We start from the raw sequence: 22,653 nt of genomic DNA, 5'->3' as shown, positions 1-22,653 counted from the left end.
CCTCCTTCGAAATCAAGGTTGCACCTGCCGGACGGCAGCGTCTGGTAGTATGCTGGTTCCAAGGATTGGCTGCGGGCACACGGCATCCCGGGCAACCGCATCCGCCGCGGCCTGCGCCTCGGCTGACCACTCCGAACCCGTCCGAAGGAGCACGCCGCCATGGCCGTTCTCAGCGCTGCCGTCCGCGACCACCGCATCGGCCTCATGCAGGCCCTCATGGATCGCGAGGGGTATGATGCCCTCGCTTTCACCCAGGGCGACTTCTTCCAATTCGTCACCAATTTCTCGACCGATGTGCAGGTGTGGGAACGCCCCATCCTCTGCATCGTGCCGCGCAACGGCGCGCCCTTCGCCATCCTGAACGAGCTCTCCACCAACCATTGGCGCTTCGGCGCCGAGGCGGACAAGCTCTGGGTGACGGATGTGGAGTTCTATGCCGAGCATCCCCGCCTGACCCGCCGCGTGCCACTGGTGACGCAATGGCCCGAGATGGTGGCCGACCGCCTGCGCCGCGCCGGCCTGGCCCGTGCCCGCATCGGCGCCGATACGGCGGGCGGCATGCTGGCCCGCGCGGCGGCATTGCTGCCGCATCTCAGGCTGGAAGGCGCCACCGCCGGCTGCCGCAGCCTGCGCTGGGTGAAGCATGCCGAGGAAATCCAGCTCCTGCGCGAGATCGCGGCGCTGACCGACTGGGTGCAGGACCGCTACCGCGAGGCGATCCGCCCCGGCCGGCTGGTGCAGGAGATGGACATGGCCATGGCTGCGGCGATGGCGGAGGAATCCGCCCGCCGCTTTCCGGGCGAGCATCTGGAGATCATGCGCTGCTGGACCCTCTCCGGCCCGGCGAGCTGCGCGCCGCATGGCGATGGCCGCTCCTCGGGGCAGCGGATCGAGAAGGGCCATGGCCTGGTCAATATCGTCATCCCGCGCGTGAACGGGCTGGTGGTGGAGAATGAGCGCACCTGGTTCTGCGGCAGGCCGGACAGCCGCCAGGCCTTCCTGTTCGAGACGGCGCGGGCCGCGAACGAGGCGGCCTGCGCGGCGGCCGTCACGGGCCAGCCCGTCTGCGCCATCGATGCCGCCGCCCAGATGGTGATCGAGCGTGCCGGCTGCGCGGACCTCATGCTGCATCGCACCGGGCATGGCATGGGCACGCTCGGGCATGAATTCCCCGGAGGACATGGCCTTCAATACCCGCCCGCTGCTGGAGAACGAGGTCTATTCGGCCGAACCGGGCCTCTACCAATGGGGCCTGGGCGGCTTCCGCCACGACGACACGGTGGTGGTGGGCGCCAGGCCCGAGGTGCTGACCCGCGCCTCCAAGGATCTCGCCGCGCAGACGGTGGCATGAGCATGGAGCATGTGCAGCGGGTCGCCGCCGCGCTCGCGGCACCCGGCCAGCCGGCGACCGGCCTGGCGGCGCTGGACGCGGCGCTGGGTGCCACCATCGGCCACCGCCTCTTCACCGTGCTCCTGCTGGACGAGGCGCGCGGTGTCAGCCGCCGCTTCCACAGCAGCCGGCCAGCGGCCTATCCGGTGGGGGGGCGAGAAGCCCATCCGGCGTGATTCCGAACTCTATCGCCTCGTCGTGCAGCAGGGCGTCCCGCGCTTCTGCCGCAACCGCGAGGACATCATCCGCGCCTTCCCCGACCACGATCTCATCCTCTCGCTCGGCTGCGAATCCGCCGTGAACATGCCGGTGCGCTGGGACGGGCGGACGCTCGGCGCGCTGAACCTGCTGCACGAGGCCTGCCACTACACCGAGGCGCAGTTGCCCGCGCTCTCGGTCTTCGCGGCGCTCGCCGTCGCGCCTATCCTGCGCATCCTGGGAGAAGGACGATGACCCACCCCATTCCGCGCCGCATGGCCGGCGCGCTGCTCGCCGCCCTGGCTGCTCCCGGCCTGGCCACCCGTGCCCTGACCACCCCTGCCCTGGCGCAGGAGGCGGGGCAGGCGCTGCGCGTCATCATCCCGCAGCCGCCCGGCGGCGCGACGGATATCCTGGCCCGCCTGCTCTCCGAGCCGCTCTCGCGCGAACTCGGGCGGCCGGTGGTGATCGAGAACCGGCCCGGCGCCAACGGCATCATCTCCATCAATGCCCTGCGGCAGTCGCGCCCGGATGGCGGGACGCTGCTGCTGGGCGGCGTCTCGATCTTCAGCTTCAACCCGAACCTCTACCCCAACCTGCCCTATGATCCCTGGCGGGACTTCACCTGGATCGCGCCCATCGCCGACACGCCCTTCGTGGTGGTGGCCGGGCGCCGCACCGGCATCACCAGCATGGCGCAGTTCATCGAGCGCGCCCGCGCCCGGCCCGAGGGCGTGACCTATGGCAGCGCGGGTATCGGCAATTCCACGCATCTGGCCATGGAGATGATCGCCGAGCGGGCCGATATCCGCCTGACCCATGTGCCCTTCGCCGGCTCCGCGCCCGCCCTGACCAGCATCATCGCCGGCGACACGGATTCCATGGTGAACCCGCTCGGCAGCACCCTCTCCGCCATCCAGGGCGGCAACGTGGTCCCCCTCGCGACCCTGGGCACCGAGCGCTCGCCGGCGCTGCCCGAGGTGCCCACGCTGCGGGAGGCCGGGCTGGCGGATGTGACGATGCCCGGCTGGTATGCCTTTGTCGGCCCGGCCGGCGTGGCGCCTCCCGTGGTGGAGCGGCTGAACGCCGCCATCCGCGCCGTGGTGGACAGCCCCGCCGTGACGCAGCGCCTGCGCGAGGCGGTGCTGGAGCCGGTCTCCGGCTCGGCCGCCTCCATCCAGCAGCGCGCCAGGTCGGAGAGCGAGGCGATGGCCGCCTTCATCCGCCGCCGCGGCATCCGGGTGGAGTAGCGCCATGCCCCGCCCCGAACGACGCCTGCCCGAACCCCGCGCCATGATCGTGGCCCCGCAGCCCGAGGCGGTGGAGGCGGGGACCGCCACCCTCGAGGCCGGCGGCAATGCGCTGGATGCCGTCCTCGCCTGCGCGCTGGCGCAAGGCGTGGTGGACCCGATGATGTGCGGCATCGGCGGCCTCGGCGTGCTGCAGATCCTCGACCCCGCGACGGGTGACCATCTGGTGCTGGACGGCCTCTCCACCTGCCCCGCCGCCTGCACCGAGGGGATGTGGGAGGCCGCCTTCGAGCGCGAATGCCCGGATGGCTACGGCTATGTCCTGCGCGGCCATGTGAACGAGCTTGGCCACGCCGCCGTCACCACGCCCGGCATTCTGCAGGTCTTCGCCGAGGCGCATCGGCGCTGGGGGCGCCGCCCCTGGGCCAGCCTCTTCGAGCCGGCCATCGGGATCGCCACCGAAGGCTGGCTGGTGCGCCCGCATGTGGCGACGATGTTCACCCTGGACGAGCGTGCCTATGGCCGCCTGAGCTACCGCGAGAAGCTCGCCTTCACCGAGGACGGCGCGCGGCTCTATCTGCGTGGGGATGGCTCGCCCAAGCGGCTCGGCGATACGGTGCGCAACCCGGACCTCGCGGCCACCCTCGCCGCCCTTGCGCGGGACGGGGCGGAGGATTTCTACACGGGCGGCATCGCGCGCCGCATCCTGACGGATATGGAGCGCCACGGGGGGGCTGCTCGCGGCCGCCGATCTTGCAGGCTTCCGGCCAGAGATCGCGGCACCGCTCACGGTGGGCTACCGCGGTCGCCTGGTCGCTCTGCCGGCGCCCCCTGCCGGCGGCATCATGGTGGCCGAGATGCTCCGCATCCTGGAGCAGTTTGACCTCACCGCGCTCGGCCACAACAGCCCCGATTACATGCGCGTGGTGGCGGAGGCGATGAAGGTCGCCGGCCGCGACAAGGACCGCCATATCGGCGACCCGCGCTTCGTTCCCCCGCCGCTGGCACAACTGCTCTCCGACGCCTATGCCGAGGAGCGTGCCTCCGCCATCCGCGCGGGCGAGAAGCTGCACCTGCCGCGGGTCGGCGCGGACTCGCAGCACACCACCACCGTCTCCTGCGTGGACGCGCAGGGGATGGTGGCCTCCCTGACGCATACGCTCGGCCTGCCATCCGGCGTCATCCCGCCGGGGACGGGCTTCATGCTGAACGGCGCGATGAACTGGTACGATCCGCGCCCAGGCCGCGCCGGTTCCATCGCGCCCGGCAAGCGGCGCTTCTCCTCCATGTCGCCTACCATCGTGCTGGAGGAGGGGCACGCCGTCGCCACGATGGGCGCGCCGGGCGGCGCCTGGATTCCCATCGCCATCCTGCAGGCCCTGGTGAACCTGCTGGATTTCGGCATGACGATGCAGGAGGCGGTGCAGGCCCCACGCTTCAGCGCGACCAGCGACGCCATCGATATCGGCAACCGCATCCCGCGCGCCGCGCAGCGCGCGCTGGAGGCGATGGGCTACGAGGTGCGCCGCTCGCCCGCCAGCTATCCCTTCGCCGCCGTGCACGGCATCGTCATGTGGGACGGGCGCCTGGAGGGCGGCGCCGACCCACAGCGCGACGGCCTGGCCGCCGGCATCGCATGAGGAACGCCACGCCATGACGATGTCCCGCCGCAGCCTTGGCCTCGCTGCGCTCTCCGGCCTCGCCGCGCCGGCGCTGGCCCGGGCGCAGTCCTCGGCGCCCTGGCCGCAGGCCCAGCCCATCCGCTTCATCGTGCCCTTCGCACCGGGCGGCACCACCGACATCATCGCCCGCATCGTGACGGGCGAGATGTCCCGCCGGATCGGCCAGGCGATCCTGGTGGACAACCGCCCGGGCGCGGGGGCCACCCTCGGCACCGGCCAGGTCGCGCGCGCGGCCCCCGATGGCTACACGCTGGTGCTTTCCGTCATCAGCGCGATGGTGGTGGGCAAGGTGCTCTATGGCGAGCGCGTGACCTGGGACCCCGACCGGGACTTCGCGCATATCGCCATGGTGATGAGCACGCCCTACCTGATCCTCGTCCGTCCCGACCTGCCGATCCGCACGCTGGCCGAGCTTGTGGCCGAGGCGCGGCGCCGGCCGGACGCGCTCAGTTACGGCAGCGCCGGCATCGGCTCCATGCCGCATCTCGTCATGACGCGCTTCCTTGCCGCGGCCGGGATCACGATGACGCATGTGCCCTACCGGGGCGCGGCGCAGATCGCCACCGACATCGCGGGCGGCGTGCTGCCGATGATGGTGGACAGCCTGACGGCGGCCAGCGCGAATATCCGCAACGGCGCGCTGCGCCCGCTGGCGCATAGCTGGCCCGAGCGCATCCCCGCCTTCCCCGACATCCCGACCTTCCGCGAGCTGGGCTTCGAGGGCTTGGTGGTGGATGGATGGTCCGGCATCGCGGCGCCCGCACGCACACCGCGCCCGATCCTGGAGCGGCTGGCCACCGCGACGAAGGAAGCGCTGGAGGCGCCCGACGTCGTCCGCCGCTACGCCGAGACGGCGACCGCACCGGGCCGCCTTTTCCTCGACGACGCGCAGCGTTTCGTGCGCGAGGAACTGGCGGTCTGGACGCCCATCATCCGCGCCTCCGGCGCCACCTTGGATTGACCTCCAGCGCGGAGAAGGGTTCGCCGCAGGGCAGGAAGGGCGCCTTGGTGGCGAAGCTCAGCCGGCGTCGCTGCCGGGCCGGGCGGCCAGGGCCACCTGCGCGCGCCTGCGCAGGTCGCTCCTGAGCACCCTGCCCAGGGAATTGCGCGACGGCCCGCCGCATCGGGCTCGCGGTCGTCAGCCCCTTCAGCGGTGCGGCAGCCATATTTCGAGCGTATGGGCCGGGACCGCCGCGTTCGGCTCCGATGCCAGCACCCGCCAGGCATTCCCCCAGCGGCGGCGGAACCGTAAGGCCAGGTGCTCTCCTGCGCCCGCGTCTTCGCCGCGGAAGTAGTGAATCTCGCGCCGTCCCGGCACGGCAGCCGCAGCGCGGATGTCCACGACCTTCACCCCGGCCCGGCGTGCCTCCTCCGCGATCCGCTGCGCCGCCGTCCGCCCAGCCGCCGAGCCGCGCCGATGCTGGATGAGGATCTCCGGAGGCGGCTCGGTCGGGCTGCGCATTGCGGCGGCATGACGCTCGTCGGGTGAGGCGTCCTCCCCTCGCCCGGTCGGCCCTCGCCCGGTCGGCGCATCGGGTTCGGCCCCCGAGGTGCAACCCGTGGTCCCGACCACGGCAGCCCCTGCACAGCCCCGGCCGCTGGCCAGCACCATGCGTGGGTAGCTCCCGTCTCCGGCAGGCGCCACGGCGGAGCCTGGGGCGTCGAGCTGGACCTCGTGCCGGTCCCTCCGGCCAGGGGGCATGGCCGCGCCGACCTCCAGCCTGAATCGATGGGCGGGGAGGCTGTCCAGAGGGGCAGAATGCCGCGACGTGGTGGGAGGCGAGAGTCCCTCCAGCACGACAAGTGTGGCAAGGCCGCACCAGCAGGCCGCTGCCGCGATCGGTCCTCGATAACGGGAGAGGCGGTTCATCCCCGCCACGCCCAGCGGTCGAGGGCGGCCCCTCTTCCACCGCATCCGGTGTCCGAGCATCACACCCCCCGGTGTTCACCCTGGATGCCGGCCTGGTGGGCGGACGGCAGATTTGTATACTATTACTATTACGCGCCGCGCCGCGCTGGAGTGGCCGGGACCCGCAGAGGGCCGGCAGGTGTTGCGTTCGGGACACGAGCCTGGGGAAGCCCTGCATGCGCCGGGCGTTGTTTGCTCGTGGTCCGCCGGCCTATGTGGCCATGCCCTTGGAACCGTCCCCATCCACCTGGAGCAGGCCCGGGTGGTGCCAGGCGGGCTAGATGCCCTCGCCGGCGATGATCGGCAGGAGCGTGGCCTGCAGGGGAAAGTCGAACCGCCAATCCGCACCGAGGCCGGGAGGCAGCGACGCGTAGGCGCTCCAGTCATCGGTGACGGCGTTGCCGCGCCCGACCTGCTCGCCATGGAGGCAGTAGCCGATCGCACGCCGTTGCGCCCCGCCGAGGCAAGGCTCATGGCGGAGCAGGATCCGGTCCGTGCCCATGAGTTCCATCGCGGTCACGGCGCGCGAGGCGCCCTGGTCAAGGACCGACCAGCCGCGCCCGTCGCGCGCGGCACGGCTTGCTTTCAATCGCCGGCCCTGGTCATGGTCCACGGTGAGCATGGTCGTGGCCGGGCTCTCGGCCCGGGCCAGGCTGATCCGGGGTCCGGGGCCCGGGAGATCCGCCAGGCCGGGACCGCACCGCACACGCTGATGCCACGCGATGGCATAGGCGGCGCGGCGCGCGAAGAGCCGCAGGTCCGGAGCGTCGCGGTGCGACCAGTCCTGTCCATCGCGGGGCTCGCTGTCGCCGGTCTGGGGGATGGCGAGCCGGAAGTTCTGGCTCGGGTCGGCCACCACTTCGGCGAGTGCGGCGCGCACCGCCCGGTGTCCCTCGGCGCTGTCGCCATAGGGGATGGGCGACCAGCCATAGGCGGGCAGCTCCCCGGGACCGGTGGCCGGACGGCCGAAGGCGGCGCGGATCAGGCCGATATGGCGCCGGATGGCCGCGGCATGCGTCGCGACATCGCCCATCCGCTTGCCGCGGCTGTCGGCTTCGGTATGGATCCACAGGATGCCGAGGCATTCGGCACGGTCACGGGCGGTCAGCAGCTCACGCAGGAAGCGGTCTAGCGATCGTCCGGCAAAGCCCTGCTGCCAAAGGGAGGGGTCCATCCCGGGCTGGTGCACCAGGAAGGCACCATCGTCACCGGGCGCCCAGAGCGGCCGGCCGCCATAGGTGGTGGCCATGTCGGGGTTGCGGTGGGCCCCTTCGCGCAAGGCATAGCCGTCGAGCCGCCGCAGGCCATCGAGGCGCGGATCGTAATAGGCCCTCCCGATCCCGAGCAGCGCGGCGAGGCCCTGGTTCATGATCCAGATGCCGCCATCATGCAGGAAGAGGCCGGCATTGCTCTGGCCCGTGATGAGCAGCCCGGCCTTGCCGGAAGGCGGCCAGCCGGCCTGGGCCGTCCGGTCGTCCGGAGGCGAAGCCGGAGGACGTGAACCGGCCGGCAGGATACAAGCCGCAGCCCTCGTGCCGGCCAGCGCCGCGCCGGTCAGTGCAACGGCGCCGGCCAGCAGGCCACCGCGCCGGCTGGTCGTTGGCTGCCCCGGCAGCATGGATCGCGCCGCCTTGTCCAACTCGCCGTCTTGCATCGGTCCCACCCGGAAGGCGAAGTGCAGGATAGGCCGATCGATGCTCTCCGCAAGCAGCGCCCGGCCTTCCCGAAGAGTTCAGGGCAATAGCGTCTCGACCGAACCGCTGATCGCATCCATGACAACAACCGGGAAGGAAAGCCGCAGACCTTCGATCCGCCGGAGCTTGGCGGACCGGGTCTTCCGGGTCGGAGCAGGCTGCCGGCCGCGTAGCCCTCCGATGTTGCCGCCATCGGGTCGCGCGCAACCCAGGCATCGCCGACCGGCCGATTCAGCACGCCGTCCCGGGCGGCTGGCAAGCCCTCCCGCCACTGGTTCCTCACACGCTGGCCGAGGCGAAGGCTTCACCCTTCCGCTCCGCTTCCACGCGGCGGCGCAGCGACTCAGGGCGGCGTTGCCAACTCGGGCGCGGGTGATCGCCTGAGGGCCGGCATCTGGCCATGTCTGCTGGCGTTACCATGCCGGGCAGGAGACCGGGACGCAAAGGGGGGGAGATCGGGCGTGGCCTCTGGCGGCAGACTATGGCGGGGCGGGGCGCTCCTGCTGGCGGTGGCCGCCATGCTCCCGGGCTGCGCGGCGCTGCTGCCGCGCCAGGTCGGGGTGGCGGACCGCCTGGCCGCCCTGCCGCGGCAAGGGCTGGACCTGCAGCGCCCCGTGACCATCCGCTGGAACAGCCATCTCGTCCCCTGGATCGAGGCCGAGACCGATGCCGATCTCGGCTTCGCCCTGGGCCTGGTGCATGGGCATCTACGCGGCGCCCAGGTCGCGTTGCTGCGCATGGTCGCGCGGGGGCGGCTCTCCGAGATCGCGGGGCCGCTGGCCGTCGATATCGACCACGCGCTGCGGATCCTGGATTTCGGCCGCGCCGCGCCGGAGGTCGAGCGGCGATGGCCGGCGGAAACACGCGACTTCGTCCAGGCCTTCGTCGCCGGGCTGAATCGCGCCACCTCGGGCGGACCTCGGCCACCGCCCGAATCCGCCCTGCTCGGCCTCCGGCCCGAGCCCTACAGCGCGGCCGATATCCTGGCGATCGGCCGGCTGGCGGGCAGCGATATCAACTGGCTTTCGCTCTTCTCCCTGCTTGCTGAACGGGGACGGCCGGGCTTCGCGCGGCTCTGGCGGCGAACCCTGGAGGCCGGCGCGAGCCTGACCCCGCCCGAGGACGAAGCGGACCCGCGGCAAGCGGCGCTCAATGGCCTGCTGCTCGGCCTGTCGCGCTCGGGCAGCAATGCGGTGGCGGTGGCGCCCTCGCGCAGCGCCTCGGGCGGGGCGCTGCTGGCCTCGGACCCGCATCTCGGCCTGTCGCTGCCCAATCTCTGGTTCATCGCGGGCATGCGCTCGCCCTCCTTCCACCTGGTGGGGCTGATGGTGCCGGGGCTGCCCATCACCGGGCTCGGGCGGAACCCGGATCTCGCCTGGGGCGGCACCAATCTCCGGGCCGCTTCCTCCGACCTCTTCGATGTCTCGCGCCTGCCGCCCGAAGCCTTCGCCGAATCCGAGGTGACGATCCGGCAGCGGCTGTGGCGCGATGCGCGGCGGCGCATCCGGGTGACGCCGCTCGGGCCGGTGGTGACGGATGCGGCCCTGGTGCCCTCCCGCCCCGGCGAGCCGATCGCGCTGCGCTGGGTCGGGCATGAGCCGACCGACGAGATCACCGCCCTGCTGCGGGCCACCCGCGCCCGCAGTGCCGCCGCCTTCCGGGAGAGCTTCGCCGGCTTCGGCGTCTCGCCACAGAACATGCTCCATGCCGACCGCGCCGGGACCATCGGCCGGCTCACCGCGGCCGTGCTGCCCTCCCGCCCCGGCTTTCCGGCTGCAGACCCGGTGCTCGATGGCGCCGATCCCGCGGCGACCGCGCCCTGGCGGCAGTTGCGGGATGCAGGCAGCCTGCCCTGGCTGGAGAACCCGCCGGAGGGCGTGCTGGCCTCGGCCAACGAGAACCCCGCCACCTGGGCGGATAACCCGCCACGCATCGGCTGGTTCTTCAGCGATGGCGACCGGGTGGACCGGCTGCGCGCGCTGCTGCTCGCCAGGCCGAAGCTGACGCCGGAGGACATGGCGGCGTTGCAGACCGATACGCGCTCCCCCAAGGCGGCGCTGCTGGCCGAGGGGCTGCTCGCCCGGCTGGACAGCCTGCCCGGCGGGGCGCCGGAGCCCGCCATGCTGGCACGGCTGCGCGGCTGGGATGGCGATTACGCCGCAACGAGCGAGGCGGCGCTGGTCTTCGAATTGCTGCTTGTGCGGCTGGTTGCGCGGCTAGTCCCGGCCCTGCTGCCGGAAGGCCGCGAGGGCGGCGGCCGGGGACCGGAGACGGGCTGGGATTTCATCACCACCTTCCTGCTGCGCGACCTCGACGCGCTGCCCCCCGCCCGGCGGGAGGCGGTGCTGCGCGGGGCGGTGGCCGCGGCCGCACCGCTGGCGGCGCGCTGGCGCAATTGGGGGGAGGTGCACCGGCTGCGCGCGGCGCATTGGCTGGTGAACCTGCCGCTGCTCGGCCGCGCCTTCGTGCTGGGCGATTTCCCGGTGGGCGGATCGCGGGAGACGCCGATGAAGACCGGGCATGGGCTGGTCTCCGGCCCGCATGAGGTGAGCTTCGGCTCCATGGCGCGGTTCGTCTCCGACCTCGCCGACCCGGATGCGAATTGGTTCGTGCTGTTCGGCGGCCAGGATGGCTGGCTCGGCAGCGCCGCCTTCGCCGACCAGGTGCCGCTGTGGCGGGAGGGGCGCGCCATCCGCATGCCGCTGCGGCCGGAAGTCGTGGCGGTGGAATTCCCCGAAGTGACGGTGCTCTCCCCGCGATGACCGGCCCGCCCTTCGATGCGACGCCCCTGCTGCACCTGGCGACACGGCGCCGCATCGCCCGGCTGCTGGCGATGAACCCCGTGACGACGCAGGAGATACTTCTGCTGCGGCTGGTCCGGCGCGCGGCCCGCACCCGCTTCGGCATGGCACATGGTTTCGGCCGCATCGGCAGCGTCGCGGAATTCCAGGCCCGGGTGCCGCTGCGCCGCTACGAGCAGTTCTGGGAGGAGTGGTGGCGCGAACCCTACCCGGTGTTGCGGAACATCACCTGGCCGGGCCGGCTGCCCTATTTCGCGCTGTCTTCCGGCACCACCTCCGGCCGGACGAAATACATCCCGGTGACGCGGGAGATGGTGCGAGCCAATCGCGGGGCGGCGGTGGATGCGCTCGGCTGGTATCTGCATGCGAATCCCCGGAGCCGCGTCTTCGGCGGCCTCTCCTTCATGCTCGGCGGCTCCACGGCGCTGGAGCGGCTGGCGCCCGGCGTGCGGCAGGGCGACCTGTCCGGCATCGCCGCGGTGGAGGTGCCCGGCTTCCTCGCCGCCTGGAGCTTCCCGCCGCGGCGGCTGGCGCTGCTCGCCGATTGGGACCGCAAGCTGGCTGCCCTGGCGGAAGCGGCGCCGGCCGGGCGCATCCGCGTGCTGACGGGCACGCCGAGCTGGCTGCTGGTGTTGCTGGAACGCCTCGCCGCCCGGCATGGCCACCCGCCGCTGCCGGCCTTGGAACTGCTGGTGCATGGCGGTGTCGCCTGGGCGCCCTATCGCGACCGCCTGCTGCCCTACCTGCCCGCGGGCTGCGCCACCCGGGAAGTGTATCCGGCCAGCGAGGGCTTCGTCGCCATCGCCGACCGGGGCGAGGGCGAAGGGCTGCGGCTGAACCTGGACCGCGGCTGCTTCTTCGAATTCGTGCCCCTGGCGGAGCTGGAGGCGCCGAACCCCCGCCGCCATTGGGCGGCGAGCATCGAGACCGGCATCGAATACGCCGTGGTCGTCTCCTCCTGCGCCGGGCTCTGGGCCTATGTGCTGGGCGATACGGTGCGGTTCCTGGACCGCAGCCCGCCGCGGCTGCTGGTGACGGGGCGCACCTCCTACAGCCTCTCCGCCTTCGGGGAGCACCTGACCGGCGAGGAGATCGACGCGGCGCTGCTGGAGGCCGCCGCCTCGCAGCGCATTGCCGTGGCGGAATATACGGTGGGTCCGGCCTTCCACGGAACGCGTGGCCTGCATCGCTGGCTGCTGGAGCCGGCAGGGGCCCTGCCTGACGACGCCACCCGGCTGACGCCGCGCCTGGTGGCCGCGCTGGATGCGGCACTGACCCGGCGGAACGATGACTACGCGGCGCATCGCCAGGCCGGGCAACTGGGCGCACCGGAGATGGTCCTGCTGCGGCAGGGCAGCTTCGCCGCCTGGATGCGGGAACAGGGCAAGCTCGGCGGCCAGCACAAGGTGCCGCGCGTCATCGCCGATCCCGACCGGTTTGCGGCGGCCGAAGCGGTGCTGGAGGCCCTGAACCGGGCGGCGGGGTAGTGCGGACCAAGCCTGCCAAGGCAGCCGGAACGCTCCGGCCCCTGCCGTTCGGAGCGTCCTCGGGACATGGGAACGGGATGGCTCTTTCAGCATCGGCCAAACCGCTGCGCGGCGCAGGAGTTAGGGGGAGGAGCGGAGCAGCAGCCAGGGAGGCCGACCATGGCCGACGTCACGACCGACCACGCGACCATCCGGAAATGGGCGGAATCGCATGGCGGAAAGCCCGGGGCCGTCAACCGGACGCATACGGATGACGATGTCGGGATCATCCGCATCATGTTCCCGGAAAGCTCGCATTCCGAGAGCGCGGCCCTGGTCGAGATCTCCTGGGACGAGTTCTTCCGGCAATTCGAGGAGAGCAAGCTGGCGCTCCTCTACGAGAAGGATGGCCGCTTCAGCAAGATCGTGGGCCGCGACACCGCCGCACGGCGCGAACACGGCGACCACGGCGCCTCCCGCCACAGGGAATGACGGGGCCGGGCCTGGGCGCAGGGATGCCGGCATGGCCCCCTGCGGCAGGGCCATGTCAGCCGGCGCGAACGGAGCCGGCTGCGCGACCCGGATCATGCGGTTGAGCGCCGCGATGGCGGGAGCGCGGCAAGCGCATGATCCGGTTTTTTCCTGACCCGGCTACAGGCGGATCAGCGCCAGCCCGCTGCGCGCGTCATGCGCCCGCCACAGATGCGCCGGCGATTCGTTGACGATCACCTCGAGGGTCGGCCTTACCCGCGCCTCCAGCAGATGGCCGCCCAGCGTCGCGCCGCCGCGCCGCCCGAGCACGGCATGCAGGTGCAGCTTCGGGCCGCCATCCTCGCCCAGCGTCATGTCGCCGGCGAGCGACAGCACCTCCACCTGCTCCTGGACCGGGATCTTCTCGTATTCCTTCGTCTCCCAGTCGAAGAAGGCGAGGGTCGCCGATCCGAAGGCGCCGATGGCGGTGACCTGCGCCGCGGTCAGCCGTTCATCCGCGGCCAGGCGCGTCAGGCACGCCATGGCCTCGTCGCCGATATCGAGCACCGCTGCATAGACCCGCAGCCCATTGGCTTCATGGATCATCCTGCTCCGCATCGCCTCGCCTCCTGCCTGTCGTTCCACCGGTCGAGCCGCAGCCGGCCGGGCGGCAGCCCCCGCGTCGCGGTCGGGACCGCGAAGAGCGCGCCGGCCACTTCCGCCTCGCCCGGTCCCGCCCCCTGCCGCGCGGTGGTGACAAAGAGCGTCGCCAGGCCAGGGCCGCCGAAGGCGCAACTCGACACCGCCCGCGCCGGCAGGGGCACAGCTTCCAGCAGGCGCCCATCCGCGGCATGGCGCGTGAGCCGGCCGCCGCCGTTATGCGCGATCCAGAGGCAGCCCTCGGCATCCATGGCCATGCCATCCGGCACGCCCGGCGCATCCTCGGAAAAGCGGAGGAAGACACGCCGGTTCCGCGCTTCGCCATCGGCGCCGAGATCGAAGGCGAAGACGCAGCGGCGGTGGCTGTCGGTCCAGAAGAGGCGCGCGCCGTCCAGGGAGAGGGCTGGGCCGTTCGGGATAGTCCAGCCATCCTCGACCAGGCGGCAGGTCCCGTCGGGGTCCAGCCGGTGCAGGGCGCCGCCGCCCTCGCGCCCGCCTGTCTCCATGGTGCCGAACCAGAGACGGCCGCGCGCATCCACCTTGCCGTCATTCGGCCGGCAGCCCGCCGGCCAGGGCGCGGGCCGGGCGAGGGCTTCGAGACCCTCCGGCCCCGCTTCCGGCGCGAAGAGGTGCAGGCCGGACTCCAGGCCGGGCAGCAGCCGGCCGCGGGGGTCCGTGGTCAGCGCCAGGCAGCCGATCCGCCCCGGCATCTCCCAACTGCGCCGGGCTCCGCCCGCCTCGTCGGCGCGGTGCAGGCGCCGCCCCTCGATGTCGAGCCACCAGATCGCCCCGGCATCTTCGTCCCAGAGCGGTCCCTCGCCTAGTTCCGCCCCCGCCGACCAGAGCAGGCGCGGCGGGCCCGCCACGACACCGCCCGCACTCACAATTCACCCCGCCGCGCGAGCGTGCGGATGCGGTCCGCGGCGCGGCAGGCCAGCGCCTGGATGGTCAGCGAGGGATTGACGGCGCCGCTGGTCGGAAACAGCGAACCATCGCAGACCCAGAGATTGGGGATGTCCCAGCAGCGACCATCGGCATCGGTCACGCTCCGCACCGGATCGGTGCCCATGCGGCAGGTGCCCATCAGATGCGCGGTGTCCTCCACGTCAAAGAGGCCGGTGACGCCGGCCCCTTCCAGCAATTGCCGCTGGAAGCGCAGGGCGTGGCGGATCAGCCGGCGGTCGTTGTCGCAGTAGGAAAAGGTGACGCGCGCCACCGGCAGGCCGAAGCGGTCCTGCTCCGCATCCAGGGTGACGCGGTTGCGTTCCTGCGGCATCACCTCGCCCACGATCTTGGCGCCGGCCCCGTGGATGTAGTCGGTCATCCGCTGCCGCAGGTCCTCGCCCCAGATCCCACGCGCGGTGAGGACATTGGCCCATTCCACCGGCAGCGGCCCCTGGCTCATCGGCACATAGCCGCCATCGAAATCCTTGCCCGTATCGGTGTAGTTCCAGTGCTCGGTCAGGGCGAGGGAGGGCGGGCCCTTGTACCAGCGCACCTCCTCCTCGACCCGGCCGAAGACGCCATGGCCGGAATGCACCATGAGATTCTTCCCCACCAGGCCGGAGCGGTTGGCGAGGCCATCCGGGAATGCCGGGCAGGCGGAGTTCAGCAGCAGCCGCGGCGTCTCCACCGCATAGCCCGCCACCACCACGTTGCGCGCCCGCTGGAAGCGCCACCGCCCCTCGCGGTGGTAATGCACGCCGCTGACGCGCCCGCGCGGCCCCAGCTCGACCCGCCCGGCCATGGCCAGGTCGCGGATTTCCGCCCCGGCGCGGATGGCGCGGGGAATCCAGGTGACCAGCGGGCTCTGCTTGGCATTGGTGGAGCAGCCGATGATGCAGAAGCCCCGGTAGACGCAGGGCGGCGACTGGCCGCGCGGCGCAGAGACAGTGGCCAGCGGCACCGGCGCCCAGGGAATGCCCAGCGCCTCGCAGCCGCGCGCCAGCACCAGCCCGGCGGCGTTCACCTCATGCGCGCGGTAGGGATAGCGGCCGCGTGGCGGGCCCCAGGGGTAGCGCACGGGGCCGGCGATCTTCAGCGCCTCCTCCACCTCGGCGTAGTAGCGCCACATCTCCTGCCAGGGGATCGGCCAGTCCACGCCATAGCCAAGCGAACTGCGCGCGCTGAACCATTCCGGCCGGAAGCGCAGCGAAACCATGGCGAAATGCACCATGCTGCCGCCCACCGAGCGGCCGCTGTTGTTGCGGCCCATCTCGATGGGATCCTCGCCATCGGTGATCCGCTCGTCCAGCCAATAGAGCTTGCTCTGCTCCAACTCGTCCGAGGCGAAATCCTCCAGCGGCCGCCAGAAGGGGCCAGCCTCCAGCGCCACCACGCCGAAGCCGTGCTCGGCCAGGCGGCAGGCCAGGGTGCTGCCACCGGCGCCGGTGCCGATGATGGCGAAATCCACCGGCTCGTCCTCGGGGTATTCGCGCATCGGCAGCCAGGCGCCGGGGCGGAAGACATCCGGCGCCCGCCCCTGCCGCGCCCGCGGCGTGACGAGCGGGTCTTCGCCGGCCGGCCGATCCGGGCCTCCAGGGCTGGCGCCGCTGTGGTTATCGGACGCGCTCATGGCTTGCGTTCCACCGCTTCCCAGGGATCGCGGCGGTCGAAGCCCATGCGCACATAGCCGCGTGGCGAGGCCGGGCCGCCGAAGCCGATCTCGTTCCAGGCGGTGGGATGCGCGTAATAGGCGTCCACGATGTCGTGCAGCAGCCGCGCCTTGAAGAAATGCGCCACCGGCAGGCCCTGCCACTCCGCGGCCCGCACCTCGCCCTGCTGGATGCTGTGCAGCAGCGCATCCTGCTGCGCCGCCGCCAGGGCGTGGAAAGCGGCGCCGTGCCGGAGCCGCGCCTCCGCCTCGATGGCGGCGAGGCCGCGGCGCCAGGCTTCGCGCAGCGGCGGCATGTCGGCCTGGCGGAATCCGTCGCCGCGGTTCTGCTGCATCTGCTGGTCCAGCAGGGCGGCGATCGGCACGGGGTCGGCGCGGTCGGGCGGCTGCGGCAGGATGCGGGCGCAGACCGCGTTCAGCGTCCGCCACTCGGCCTCGGTGAAGAAGCCGTGCGCCTGCGGCGGCAGGGCCAGGCGTTCCTCGATGACGCGCCTGGTCTGCGGGTTCCAGGAGGGCGTGTCGCGCTTCGCCAGCACGTCATAGCCGGGGAAGCGATGCATGGACTCAGCCATCCCGCCCCTCCTCCTCCAGCAGCCGCAGCGCCGCCAGCCCGGCCAGGGCGAGGCCGGTGAAGCTGGGCGGCGCCGGCAGCGGCGGGCCGTTCAGGATGTTCTGGCTCCAGTTGCGCCAGCCGCCCATGTTCCGGTGGATGCCGAAGGCGTGGAAGCCGACCCCGGCGAAGCCGAGCAAGGCGGTCAGCCGCAGCCACCACCGGGCCAGCCGCCGCGGCCGGCGCCGGCCCGGCTCCGCCGCCGCGCGGGCCAGCAGCGCCGCCGCCACCGGCGGCAGGGCGACCGGCACGAACATGAACGGGTCATGATAGGCGCCGCGGAAATGGAACAGCGCCGCCTCGGCGCTGGTGCCCGCCAGGCCGGTGGCAGCCAGCCCGGCCAGCAGCCGCCCGGCCGGCTGGCCGAGAATGCGTGGCCGGCGCGCCGCCGCATCCTCCCGCACCCGCTCGGCGGCGAGGCCGACCGCGCCGGCCAGCAACAGCGCCATCGGCGCGCCCACCGGCGCACCGTAGAACAGGTTCAGCCAGGAGAAGCCGCCAGGCCGCTTGCCGATGTTCCAGAGATGAAAGCCATTGCCGACCAGCCCGGTCGCCGCCGCCAGCCCATAGACCGCATCGCGCGCCGCATGCGGCAGCGGCCTCTCGTCCAGCAGCCCGTGCAGGCTGGCCGCCAGCGTGAGGGAGGAGGCCGCCAGCGGCACATACATCGCCCTGTTGAAGAACATGGCGCGGTAGTGTTCCAGCCCGCTATCGGCCAGCACCGCCAGCGCCAGGATGGCCGCGCCGCCATGCAGGTGCCGGGCGACCCGGTCGGTGCGGCGCGCCTCGCGGCCGGTCCGTGGCGGTGGGCGCGGCGCGGCAAGCACCGCGCCGGCGAGCGGCAGGGCGAGATCAAGGAGGTGCCCGGTCCTGCCGCCCCGCCTCGCCTCCAGCATGCGCATGCTCGCATCCTTTCCGTGTCACCGGGACATTCAGCGCGTCAGCACATCCGGGCTGAGATCACGGACTGAGGTGACGCCCAGCAGGCCGAGGGTGCGGTCCATCTCCTCGCGCAGGATTGCGATGGTCCGTGCCGCACCGGCCCGCCCGGCCGCGGCGACGCCGTAGAGCGTGGCGCGGCCGATCTGCACCGCATCCGCCCCGAGCGCCAGCGCCTTCAGCACATCCGAGCCATGGCGGATGCCGCCATCCACCAGGATCGTCAGCCCGTCGCCCACCAGGCGGCGGGCCTCGGGCAGGCTGTCGAGGCCCGAGACGGTGCTGTCGAGCTGCCGCCCGCCATGGTTGGAGAGCACGACGCCATCGGCTCCGGCCTCCGCCGCCCGCGCCACATCCGCGGGGCGCAGCAAGCCCTTGACCAGCAGCTTGCGCGGCCAGAGCGCGCGGATGCGCGCGATCTTGTCCCAGTCGAGCCCCTTGTCCATCTGCCCCCGCACCCAGAAGGCGCTGTCGTAGAAGCCGCGATGCTCCCTGGGAACGAACTCGATGATGTTCTCGAAAACGGGCATGCCTCGGCGGCGCAGCATGGTCGCGGCCAGCCAGCGCGGGTGCAGCCCGGCGCCGAGGATTGAGCCCCAGGTGAGGTGCCCCGGCCTGGTGAAGTGCCGCCCGGACCAGGCGCGGTCGCCGAAGATTTGCGCGTCGATCGTCACCACCAGCGCCTCGCAGCCCGCCCGCTCCGCCCGGGCGATCAGCTGTTCCGTCACCGAAGGCCATCCGAAGACGTAGAGCTGCCACCAGTGCCGCAGGTCGAGGCCTGCGGCGACATCCTCCATCGCCATGTTGGACATGGTACTCTGGGTGAAGGGAATGCCCGCCTCGGCGGCGGCCTCGGCCAGCATCCGGTCGGCGCCGGCGCGGAACAACCCGTTCAGCCCGGTGGGCGCGATCACCAGGGGCAGTGGCATGGGGCGGCCGAACAGCGTGGTCGCCAGGCTGCGCTGCGAGACATCCACCAGGGCGCGGGGCAGGAAGCGCCAAGCCGCCAGCGCCGCCAGGTTCCGCGCCAGGGTCTGCTCCTCCTCGGCGCCGCCTTCGAGATAGCCGAGGGCGAAGGCCGGCAGGATGCTATGCGCCATCGCCCTGAGATCCTCGACCGTGACCGCCCGCGCGGGATCGTGGCCGGCATAGAGATGCCGTGCGGGCGTGGCATCGAGCTGGGCAGGGCTGGACGCCGGGGCAGCCCCGGACTTGGCCAGGCTGGCAGCATTGCCGGGCATCGGGGCCTCGGCGCGCATGGCGTCAGCTCCGCCCGGGCAGCACTGTGCTCAGCACCTCCTTCGCGGTGTTCTTCAGCACGCTGCCGAGCTCCGGTTCGCCGAACATGCTGGAGACGAAGGCGCGGGCCTGCTTCAGCGTGATGTGCGGTGGCAGTGGCGGCACGTTAGGGTCGGCGTAGAATTCCACCAGGACAGGCCGGTCGGAGGCGAAGGCCTCGTCCCAGGCGGGGCCGACGCGGTCCGGATTGTCCACGAAGATGCCCTTGAAGCCCAGCAGCTCCGCGTATTTGTGATAGGGGACGTTCGGGAGCTGCTGCGAGCCCTCGAATTTGGGATCGCCCGCCATCGCCCGCTGCTCCCAGGTCACCTGGTTCAGGTCGCGGTTGTTCAGCACCAGCACCACGAAGCGCGGGTCCGACCAGCGCTTCCAGTATTTATGGACGGTGATCATCTCGTTCATGCCGTTCATCTGGAAGGCGCCGTCGCCGCAGATGGCCAACACGGGCCGGTCGGGATGCGCGAATTTCGCGCCCACCGCATAGGGCATGCCGGAGCCCATGGTGGCGAGGCCGCCGGACAGCGAGGCCATCATGCCGCGCCGCAGCTTCACGTCGCGCGCGTACCAGTTGGTGTGGGAGCCGCTGTCGCCGGCGATGATGCAGCGGTCGGGCAGGCGCGGCGAAAGCTCCCAGAAGATACGCTGCGGGTTCAGCGGCTCGGCAGCGTCCATGGCGCGGGCTTCCAGCACCTTCCACCAGTCCTGGATCCCGCTCTCGATCCCTTCCCGCCAGGAACGGTCGCCCTTGCGGTCCAGCATGGGTAGCAGCGCCCGCAGCGTGGCCGCGCTGTCGCCGACCAGGTTGACCTCCATCGGGTAGCGCAGGCTGAGCATGCCCGGCTCCAGGTCGATCTGCACGCCGCGGGCCTGGCCCTCCTTCGGCAGGAATTCCGAATAGGGGAAGCCGCTGCCCACCATCAGCAGCGTGTCGCATTCCATCATCATGTCGTAGCTCGGCTTGGTGCCGAGCAGGCCGATGGAGCCGGTGACGAAGGGCAGGTCATCCGGCACCGCCGCCTTGCCGAGCAGCGCCTTGGCGATGCCGGCGCCGAGCCGTTCCGCCACCTCGATCACCTCGTCGGTCGCATGCATCGCGCCGGCACCGACCAGCATCGCCACCTTGCTGCCGGCATTCAGCGCGTCGGCGGCGCGGCGCAACTGGTCCTCGGTCGGCATGACGCGCGGGGCCTGGTAGCCGAGGCCGGAATGGATGGTGCCGTGCTCGCGCGGCGGCGTCTCCACCGCGTCCAGCTCCTGCATGTCGTTCGGAATAATGATGCAGGTCACCTTGCGCCCGGCCTTGGCGATGCGCATGGCCCGGTCCACCAGGTGGCGGATCTGCGCCGGGACGCTGGCCTGCTGCACGAAGGCGCCGGCCACGTCCTTGAACAGGGTGGTAAGGTCCACCTCCTGCTGGTAGTGCCCGCCCAGCGCGGAGCGCGCCTGCTGCCCGACGATGGCGAGTACCGGTTGATGGTCCAGCCGCGCGTCATAAAGGCCGTTCAGCAGGTGGATGGCGCCCGGGCCGGACGTGGCAAGACAGACGCCGACCTCGCCGGTGAATTTCGCATGGGCGCCGGCCATGAAGGCGGCCATCTCCTCATGCCGCACCTGGACGAAGTCGATCGCGCCATCGGCCCGGTCGAGCGCGCCGATCAGCCCGTTGATGCCATCGCCCGGGTAGCCGAAGACGCGCCTGACGCCCCAGTCGTGCAGCCGCTGCCACAGGAAGTCACCGACTGTCTTCGCCATGCCCTGCCTCCTCTCGCGGCCCGGTCCGCAGGCCGGGCTCCGGCTCGCGGCCGGCACTGGCGGGAGCAACACGCCGCGATTCGCCAGGTTGCAACCGCGCCTGGTTAAAGCTTGCCAACCCGCGGCCCTCCCGGGCGACAGCGCCCGGCGCCGCGTGCCGGCGCAGGTCGCGCCCCAGCATGCGGAGGATCTCGCCGAGGTCGTATCGCAACGCCTCGTCCCGCAGGCGGGGCAGCGCCTCGCGCAGCCTGCGCGCCAGCCGCTCCAGTTCGGCATCGGATGGTGCCGGCGCGTCCTGCGGCGCCACGGCCATGCCCGAGGCAGCGCTCCGTCTGCGGCCCGATGCCGCGTCCAGATGCCCGACATGCCGCCACACCATCGCCGAGAGCCAGGCCCGCTCCAGCCTGGTGCCAGCCCATCCCGCCGCCAGCAATTCGTCCAGCAGCGCACGGATCTCGTCATTGCCCAAACAAACTGGGGCGGCGGAGGCAGGCTCGTGCGGGAAGGCAGCGGATAAGGCGGTGGGGCGGAGGGTATCGCGACCTTCCCGCGGTGCCACCATTCCTGGTGGCGCCTCGACGGCTCCGTCCTGGCGATGCATGCCTTCAGTGCTGGCCATCACCCTGCCTCCGCCGATTGCCGGGCCGACACGCGAAGTGTGCGTTCGGCGGGGAATCTTGGGTGGGGCCCGCCAGCACACAAACTAAATCCATTGCTGGATGACTGCGGGAATTCTGCTCGAAATGCCGATGCGGCGCTAATGCGCGAACCATTGCCCATGGGCCTTGCGCCGGCCGCGGGGGTTCCGACAAAGCCCGCACCTGCCGTGCCCGCCGATGCGCAGCGGCATCGTCAATGGCGCGGCTGGCGGGGCCAGGGGTGCTCGGGCGGGGAAAGGCCGCGCCAGGCAAGCGGCAGCAGCAACCCGAGCGCGAGGCCCGCAGCGCCGCGCAGCCAGGCCGGATCGACGGCGCCGACCCGGTCGCGCGCCCGCGCGTCGAAGCGGCCATGCGTCCCATGGTCCCCGGGCAGCGGCGCCATCAGGTTGTCCGGCTGGCCGGGCGGCTCGGGCTCCGCCGTCATCTGCCCGTCATAGCCGCGGCGGGCGAGCAGCCGGTCCAGCAGGCCCGGCGCCACCATCGTGCCAAGGATCGCCTGCACGGAGGCCCGACCCACCCAGAGCTCCCGCGGCGCCGAAAGCGCGGCCTGGACGATGCGCTCCGCCACCGGCTCCGGCTGGTGGATGGGCGGCACGGGCTGGGCGCGGCGCGGCATATGGCTGCGCGCCCAGTCGAATTGCGGCGTGTTCACCGCGGGAAGCTGCACCATGGTCAGGCGGATGCGGCTGCCCCCATGCCGCAATCCGCATCGCAGCGAATCCGTGAATCCGCGGATCGCGAATTTCGCCGCGCAATAGGCCGATTGCAGCGGGATGGCGCGATAGGCGAGGGCGGAGCCGACCTGCACGATCGTGCCGGCATCCCGCGGCCGCATGTGGCGCAGCGCGGCGAGCGTGCCGTGGACATAGCCGAGATAGGTCACCTCGGTGACCCGGCGGAATTCCTCAGGCACCATCGCCTCGACCGGCGCGAAGACCGTCGCCATCGCGCAGTTCACCCAGGTGCCGATGCCGCCGAGTTCCGCCGCGGCGCGGTCCGCCGCGGCGAAGACCGCCGCCGCATCGGCCGTATCCGCCGGCACGGCGATGGCCCGCGGAGCCCCGGCCGCCTCGGCCTCGCGCCGCGCCGCTTCCAGCCCCTCCGTCCCCCGCGCGACCAGTGCGACCCGCGCCCCGCGGCGGGCAAAGGCCAGCGCCGTGGCGCGCCCCACGCCGGCCGAGGCGCCCGTGACGACCACGGCACCCTGCGCCGCCAACGACCGGGATCCACGCTCCATGAACGCCTCCTGCCTTGCCAAA

At 72.0% G+C, this 22,653-nt stretch carries 20 protein-coding genes; 9 read left to right on the top strand and 11 right to left on the bottom strand.

Features of this window, described 5'->3' with window-relative positions; all coding sequences use genetic code 11:
- The first annotated feature begins 159 nt into the window (after positions 1-159).
- From KSF81_RS00650 to KSF81_RS00625, 6 genes are read left to right on the top strand one after another with little or no spacing between them, the layout of a single operon-like run.
- Complete coding sequence (locus tag KSF81_RS00650) at positions 160-1,566, top strand: Xaa-Pro peptidase family protein (RefSeq protein WP_217377291.1); 1,407 nt, start codon at positions 160-162, stop codon at positions 1,564-1,566.
- A gap of 22 nt (positions 1,567-1,588) precedes the next feature.
- Positions 1,589-1,843, top strand: coding sequence for a GAF domain-containing protein (locus KSF81_RS00645; RefSeq protein WP_217377290.1), 255 nt, complete (start codon positions 1,589-1,591; stop codon positions 1,841-1,843).
- Positions 1,840-2,838, top strand: coding sequence for a tripartite tricarboxylate transporter substrate binding protein (locus tag KSF81_RS00640; protein ID WP_217377289.1), 999 nt, complete (start codon positions 1,840-1,842; stop codon positions 2,836-2,838). Before KSF81_RS00645 ends, KSF81_RS00640 begins: the two co-directional genes overlap by 4 nt.
- A gap of 4 nt (positions 2,839-2,842) precedes the next feature.
- Entirely contained in the window at positions 2,843-3,721 is an 879-nt protein-coding gene (locus tag KSF81_RS00635) for a gamma-glutamyltransferase (RefSeq protein ID WP_217377288.1), read from the top strand.
- On the top strand, positions 3,630-4,478 hold the full coding sequence (locus KSF81_RS00630) for a gamma-glutamyltransferase (RefSeq protein WP_375293293.1): 849 nt from the start codon (positions 3,630-3,632) through the stop codon (positions 4,476-4,478). The genes KSF81_RS00635 and KSF81_RS00630 overlap by 92 nt, the downstream gene beginning before the upstream one ends.
- Before the next feature lie 13 nt (positions 4,479-4,491).
- Positions 4,492-5,481, top strand: coding sequence for a tripartite tricarboxylate transporter substrate binding protein (locus KSF81_RS00625; RefSeq protein WP_217377286.1), 990 nt, complete (start codon positions 4,492-4,494; stop codon positions 5,479-5,481).
- 186 nt (positions 5,482-5,667) lie between these two features.
- Here the strand turns inward: KSF81_RS00625 and KSF81_RS00620 are convergent, their stop codons facing one another.
- Positions 5,668-6,132, bottom strand: a complete 465-nt coding sequence (locus KSF81_RS00620; protein ID WP_217377285.1) for a hypothetical protein — start codon at positions 6,130-6,132, stop codon at positions 5,668-5,670.
- A 574-nt stretch (positions 6,133-6,706) separates the two neighbouring features.
- Complete coding sequence (locus KSF81_RS00615) at positions 6,707-8,047, bottom strand: hypothetical protein (protein WP_217377284.1); 1,341 nt, start codon at positions 8,045-8,047, stop codon at positions 6,707-6,709.
- 594 nt (positions 8,048-8,641) lie between these two features.
- Between KSF81_RS00615 and KSF81_RS00610 the strand changes: the two genes are divergently transcribed.
- From KSF81_RS00610 to KSF81_RS00600, 3 genes are all read left to right on the top strand, one after another.
- Positions 8,642-10,885 carry a penicillin acylase family protein gene (locus KSF81_RS00610; protein ID WP_217377283.1) on the top strand — a complete coding sequence of 748 codons (2,244 nt, stop codon included), beginning with the start codon at positions 8,642-8,644 and terminating at the stop codon, positions 10,883-10,885.
- Positions 10,882-12,411 carry a GH3 auxin-responsive promoter family protein gene (locus KSF81_RS00605; protein ID WP_217377282.1) on the top strand — a complete coding sequence of 510 codons (1,530 nt, stop codon included), beginning with the start codon at positions 10,882-10,884 and terminating at the stop codon, positions 12,409-12,411. The genes KSF81_RS00610 and KSF81_RS00605 overlap by 4 nt, the downstream gene beginning before the upstream one ends.
- Before the next feature lie 159 nt (positions 12,412-12,570).
- Positions 12,571-12,882 (top strand): hypothetical protein, encoded by a 312-nt coding sequence (locus KSF81_RS00600; RefSeq protein WP_217377281.1) that lies wholly within the window; start codon positions 12,571-12,573, stop codon positions 12,880-12,882.
- Between the two features lie 159 nt (positions 12,883-13,041).
- Here the strand turns inward: KSF81_RS00600 and KSF81_RS00595 are convergent, their stop codons facing one another.
- The 9 genes from KSF81_RS00595 to KSF81_RS00555 form a co-directional block, all read right to left on the bottom strand.
- Positions 13,042-13,479: a PPC domain-containing DNA-binding protein gene (locus KSF81_RS00595; protein WP_217377280.1), complete on the bottom strand. Its 438-nt coding sequence runs from the start codon at positions 13,477-13,479 to the stop codon at positions 13,042-13,044.
- Complete coding sequence (locus KSF81_RS00590) at positions 13,464-14,387, bottom strand: SMP-30/gluconolactonase/LRE family protein (protein ID WP_217377279.1); 924 nt, start codon at positions 14,385-14,387, stop codon at positions 13,464-13,466. The genes KSF81_RS00595 and KSF81_RS00590 overlap by 16 nt, the downstream gene beginning before the upstream one ends.
- 14 nt (positions 14,388-14,401) lie before the next feature.
- Positions 14,402-16,096, bottom strand: a complete 1,695-nt coding sequence (locus tag KSF81_RS00585; protein WP_254453293.1) for a GMC family oxidoreductase — start codon at positions 16,094-16,096, stop codon at positions 14,402-14,404.
- Positions 16,093-16,707, bottom strand: coding sequence for a gluconate 2-dehydrogenase subunit 3 family protein (locus KSF81_RS00580; RefSeq protein ID WP_217377278.1), 615 nt, complete (start codon positions 16,705-16,707; stop codon positions 16,093-16,095). Before KSF81_RS00580 ends, KSF81_RS00585 begins: the two co-directional genes overlap by 4 nt.
- A complete protein-coding gene (locus KSF81_RS00575) occupies positions 16,700-17,647 on the bottom strand; it encodes a hypothetical protein (protein WP_254453292.1) in 948 nt (315 codons plus the stop codon). The genes KSF81_RS00580 and KSF81_RS00575 overlap by 8 nt, the downstream gene beginning before the upstream one ends.
- A 30-nt stretch (positions 17,648-17,677) precedes the next feature.
- A complete protein-coding gene (locus tag KSF81_RS00570; RefSeq protein WP_217377277.1) occupies positions 17,678-18,943 on the bottom strand; it encodes an alpha-hydroxy acid oxidase in 1,266 nt (421 codons plus the stop codon).
- 4 nt (positions 18,944-18,947) lie between these two features.
- The gene (locus KSF81_RS00565; RefSeq protein WP_217377276.1) at positions 18,948-20,735 is read right to left on the bottom strand and encodes a thiamine pyrophosphate-requiring protein; all 1,788 of its coding nucleotides are present in this window, start codon (positions 20,733-20,735) and stop codon (positions 18,948-18,950) included.
- The gene (locus KSF81_RS00560; protein WP_217377275.1) at positions 20,716-21,354 is read right to left on the bottom strand and encodes a hypothetical protein; all 639 of its coding nucleotides are present in this window, start codon (positions 21,352-21,354) and stop codon (positions 20,716-20,718) included. Before KSF81_RS00560 ends, KSF81_RS00565 begins: the two co-directional genes overlap by 20 nt.
- Positions 21,355-21,587: 233 nt before the next feature.
- On the bottom strand, positions 21,588-22,631 hold the full coding sequence (locus KSF81_RS00555; RefSeq protein ID WP_217377274.1) for an SDR family oxidoreductase: 1,044 nt from the start codon (positions 22,629-22,631) through the stop codon (positions 21,588-21,590).
- Positions 22,632-22,653 lie beyond the last annotated feature (22 nt).

The sequence above is a fragment of the Siccirubricoccus sp. G192 genome (assembly GCF_019084075.1).
Classification (GTDB): Bacteria; Pseudomonadota; Alphaproteobacteria; order Acetobacterales; family Acetobacteraceae; genus G192.
The sequence above is the reverse complement of the archived record's forward strand: the minus strand, read 5'-3'. Positions and strand labels throughout refer to the sequence as shown.

Bases quoted from the DNA above. Each gene is read 5' to 3' on its own strand.
- KSF81_RS00575 (WP_254453292.1), bottom strand. From the start codon at position 17,647: ATGCGCATGCTGGAGGCGAGGCGGGGCGGCAGGACCGGGCACCTCCTT.
- KSF81_RS00560 (WP_217377275.1), bottom strand. From the start codon at position 21,354: ATGGCCAGCACTGAAGGCATGCATCGCCAGGACGGAGCCGTCGAGGCG.
- KSF81_RS00640 (WP_217377289.1), top strand. From the start codon at position 1,840: ATGACCCACCCCATTCCGCGCCGCATGGCCGGCGCGCTGCTCGCCGCC.
- KSF81_RS00555 (WP_217377274.1), bottom strand. From the start codon at position 22,631: ATGGAGCGTGGATCCCGGTCGTTGGCGGCGCAGGGTGCCGTGGTCGTC.
- KSF81_RS00595 (WP_217377280.1), bottom strand. From the start codon at position 13,479: ATGCGGAGCAGGATGATCCATGAAGCCAATGGGCTGCGGGTCTATGCA.
- KSF81_RS00615 (WP_217377284.1), bottom strand. From the start codon at position 8,047: ATGCTGCCGGGGCAGCCAACGACCAGCCGGCGCGGTGGCCTGCTGGCC.
- KSF81_RS00625 (WP_217377286.1), top strand. From the start codon at position 4,492: ATGACGATGTCCCGCCGCAGCCTTGGCCTCGCTGCGCTCTCCGGCCTC.
- KSF81_RS00605 (WP_217377282.1), top strand. From the start codon at position 10,882: ATGACCGGCCCGCCCTTCGATGCGACGCCCCTGCTGCACCTGGCGACA.
- KSF81_RS00620 (WP_217377285.1), bottom strand. From the start codon at position 6,132: ATGGTGCTGGCCAGCGGCCGGGGCTGTGCAGGGGCTGCCGTGGTCGGG.
- KSF81_RS00610 (WP_217377283.1), top strand. From the start codon at position 8,642: ATGCTCCCGGGCTGCGCGGCGCTGCTGCCGCGCCAGGTCGGGGTGGCG.
- KSF81_RS00650 (WP_217377291.1), top strand. From the start codon at position 160: ATGGCCGTTCTCAGCGCTGCCGTCCGCGACCACCGCATCGGCCTCATG.
- KSF81_RS00600 (WP_217377281.1), top strand. From the start codon at position 12,571: ATGGCCGACGTCACGACCGACCACGCGACCATCCGGAAATGGGCGGAA.
- KSF81_RS00570 (WP_217377277.1), bottom strand. From the start codon at position 18,943: ATGCGCGCCGAGGCCCCGATGCCCGGCAATGCTGCCAGCCTGGCCAAG.
- KSF81_RS00565 (WP_217377276.1), bottom strand. From the start codon at position 20,735: ATGGCGAAGACAGTCGGTGACTTCCTGTGGCAGCGGCTGCACGACTGG.
- KSF81_RS00580 (WP_217377278.1), bottom strand. From the start codon at position 16,707: ATGGCTGAGTCCATGCATCGCTTCCCCGGCTATGACGTGCTGGCGAAG.
- KSF81_RS00585 (WP_254453293.1), bottom strand. From the start codon at position 16,096: ATGAGCGCGTCCGATAACCACAGCGGCGCCAGCCCTGGAGGCCCGGAT.
- KSF81_RS00635 (WP_217377288.1), top strand. From the start codon at position 2,843: ATGCCCCGCCCCGAACGACGCCTGCCCGAACCCCGCGCCATGATCGTG.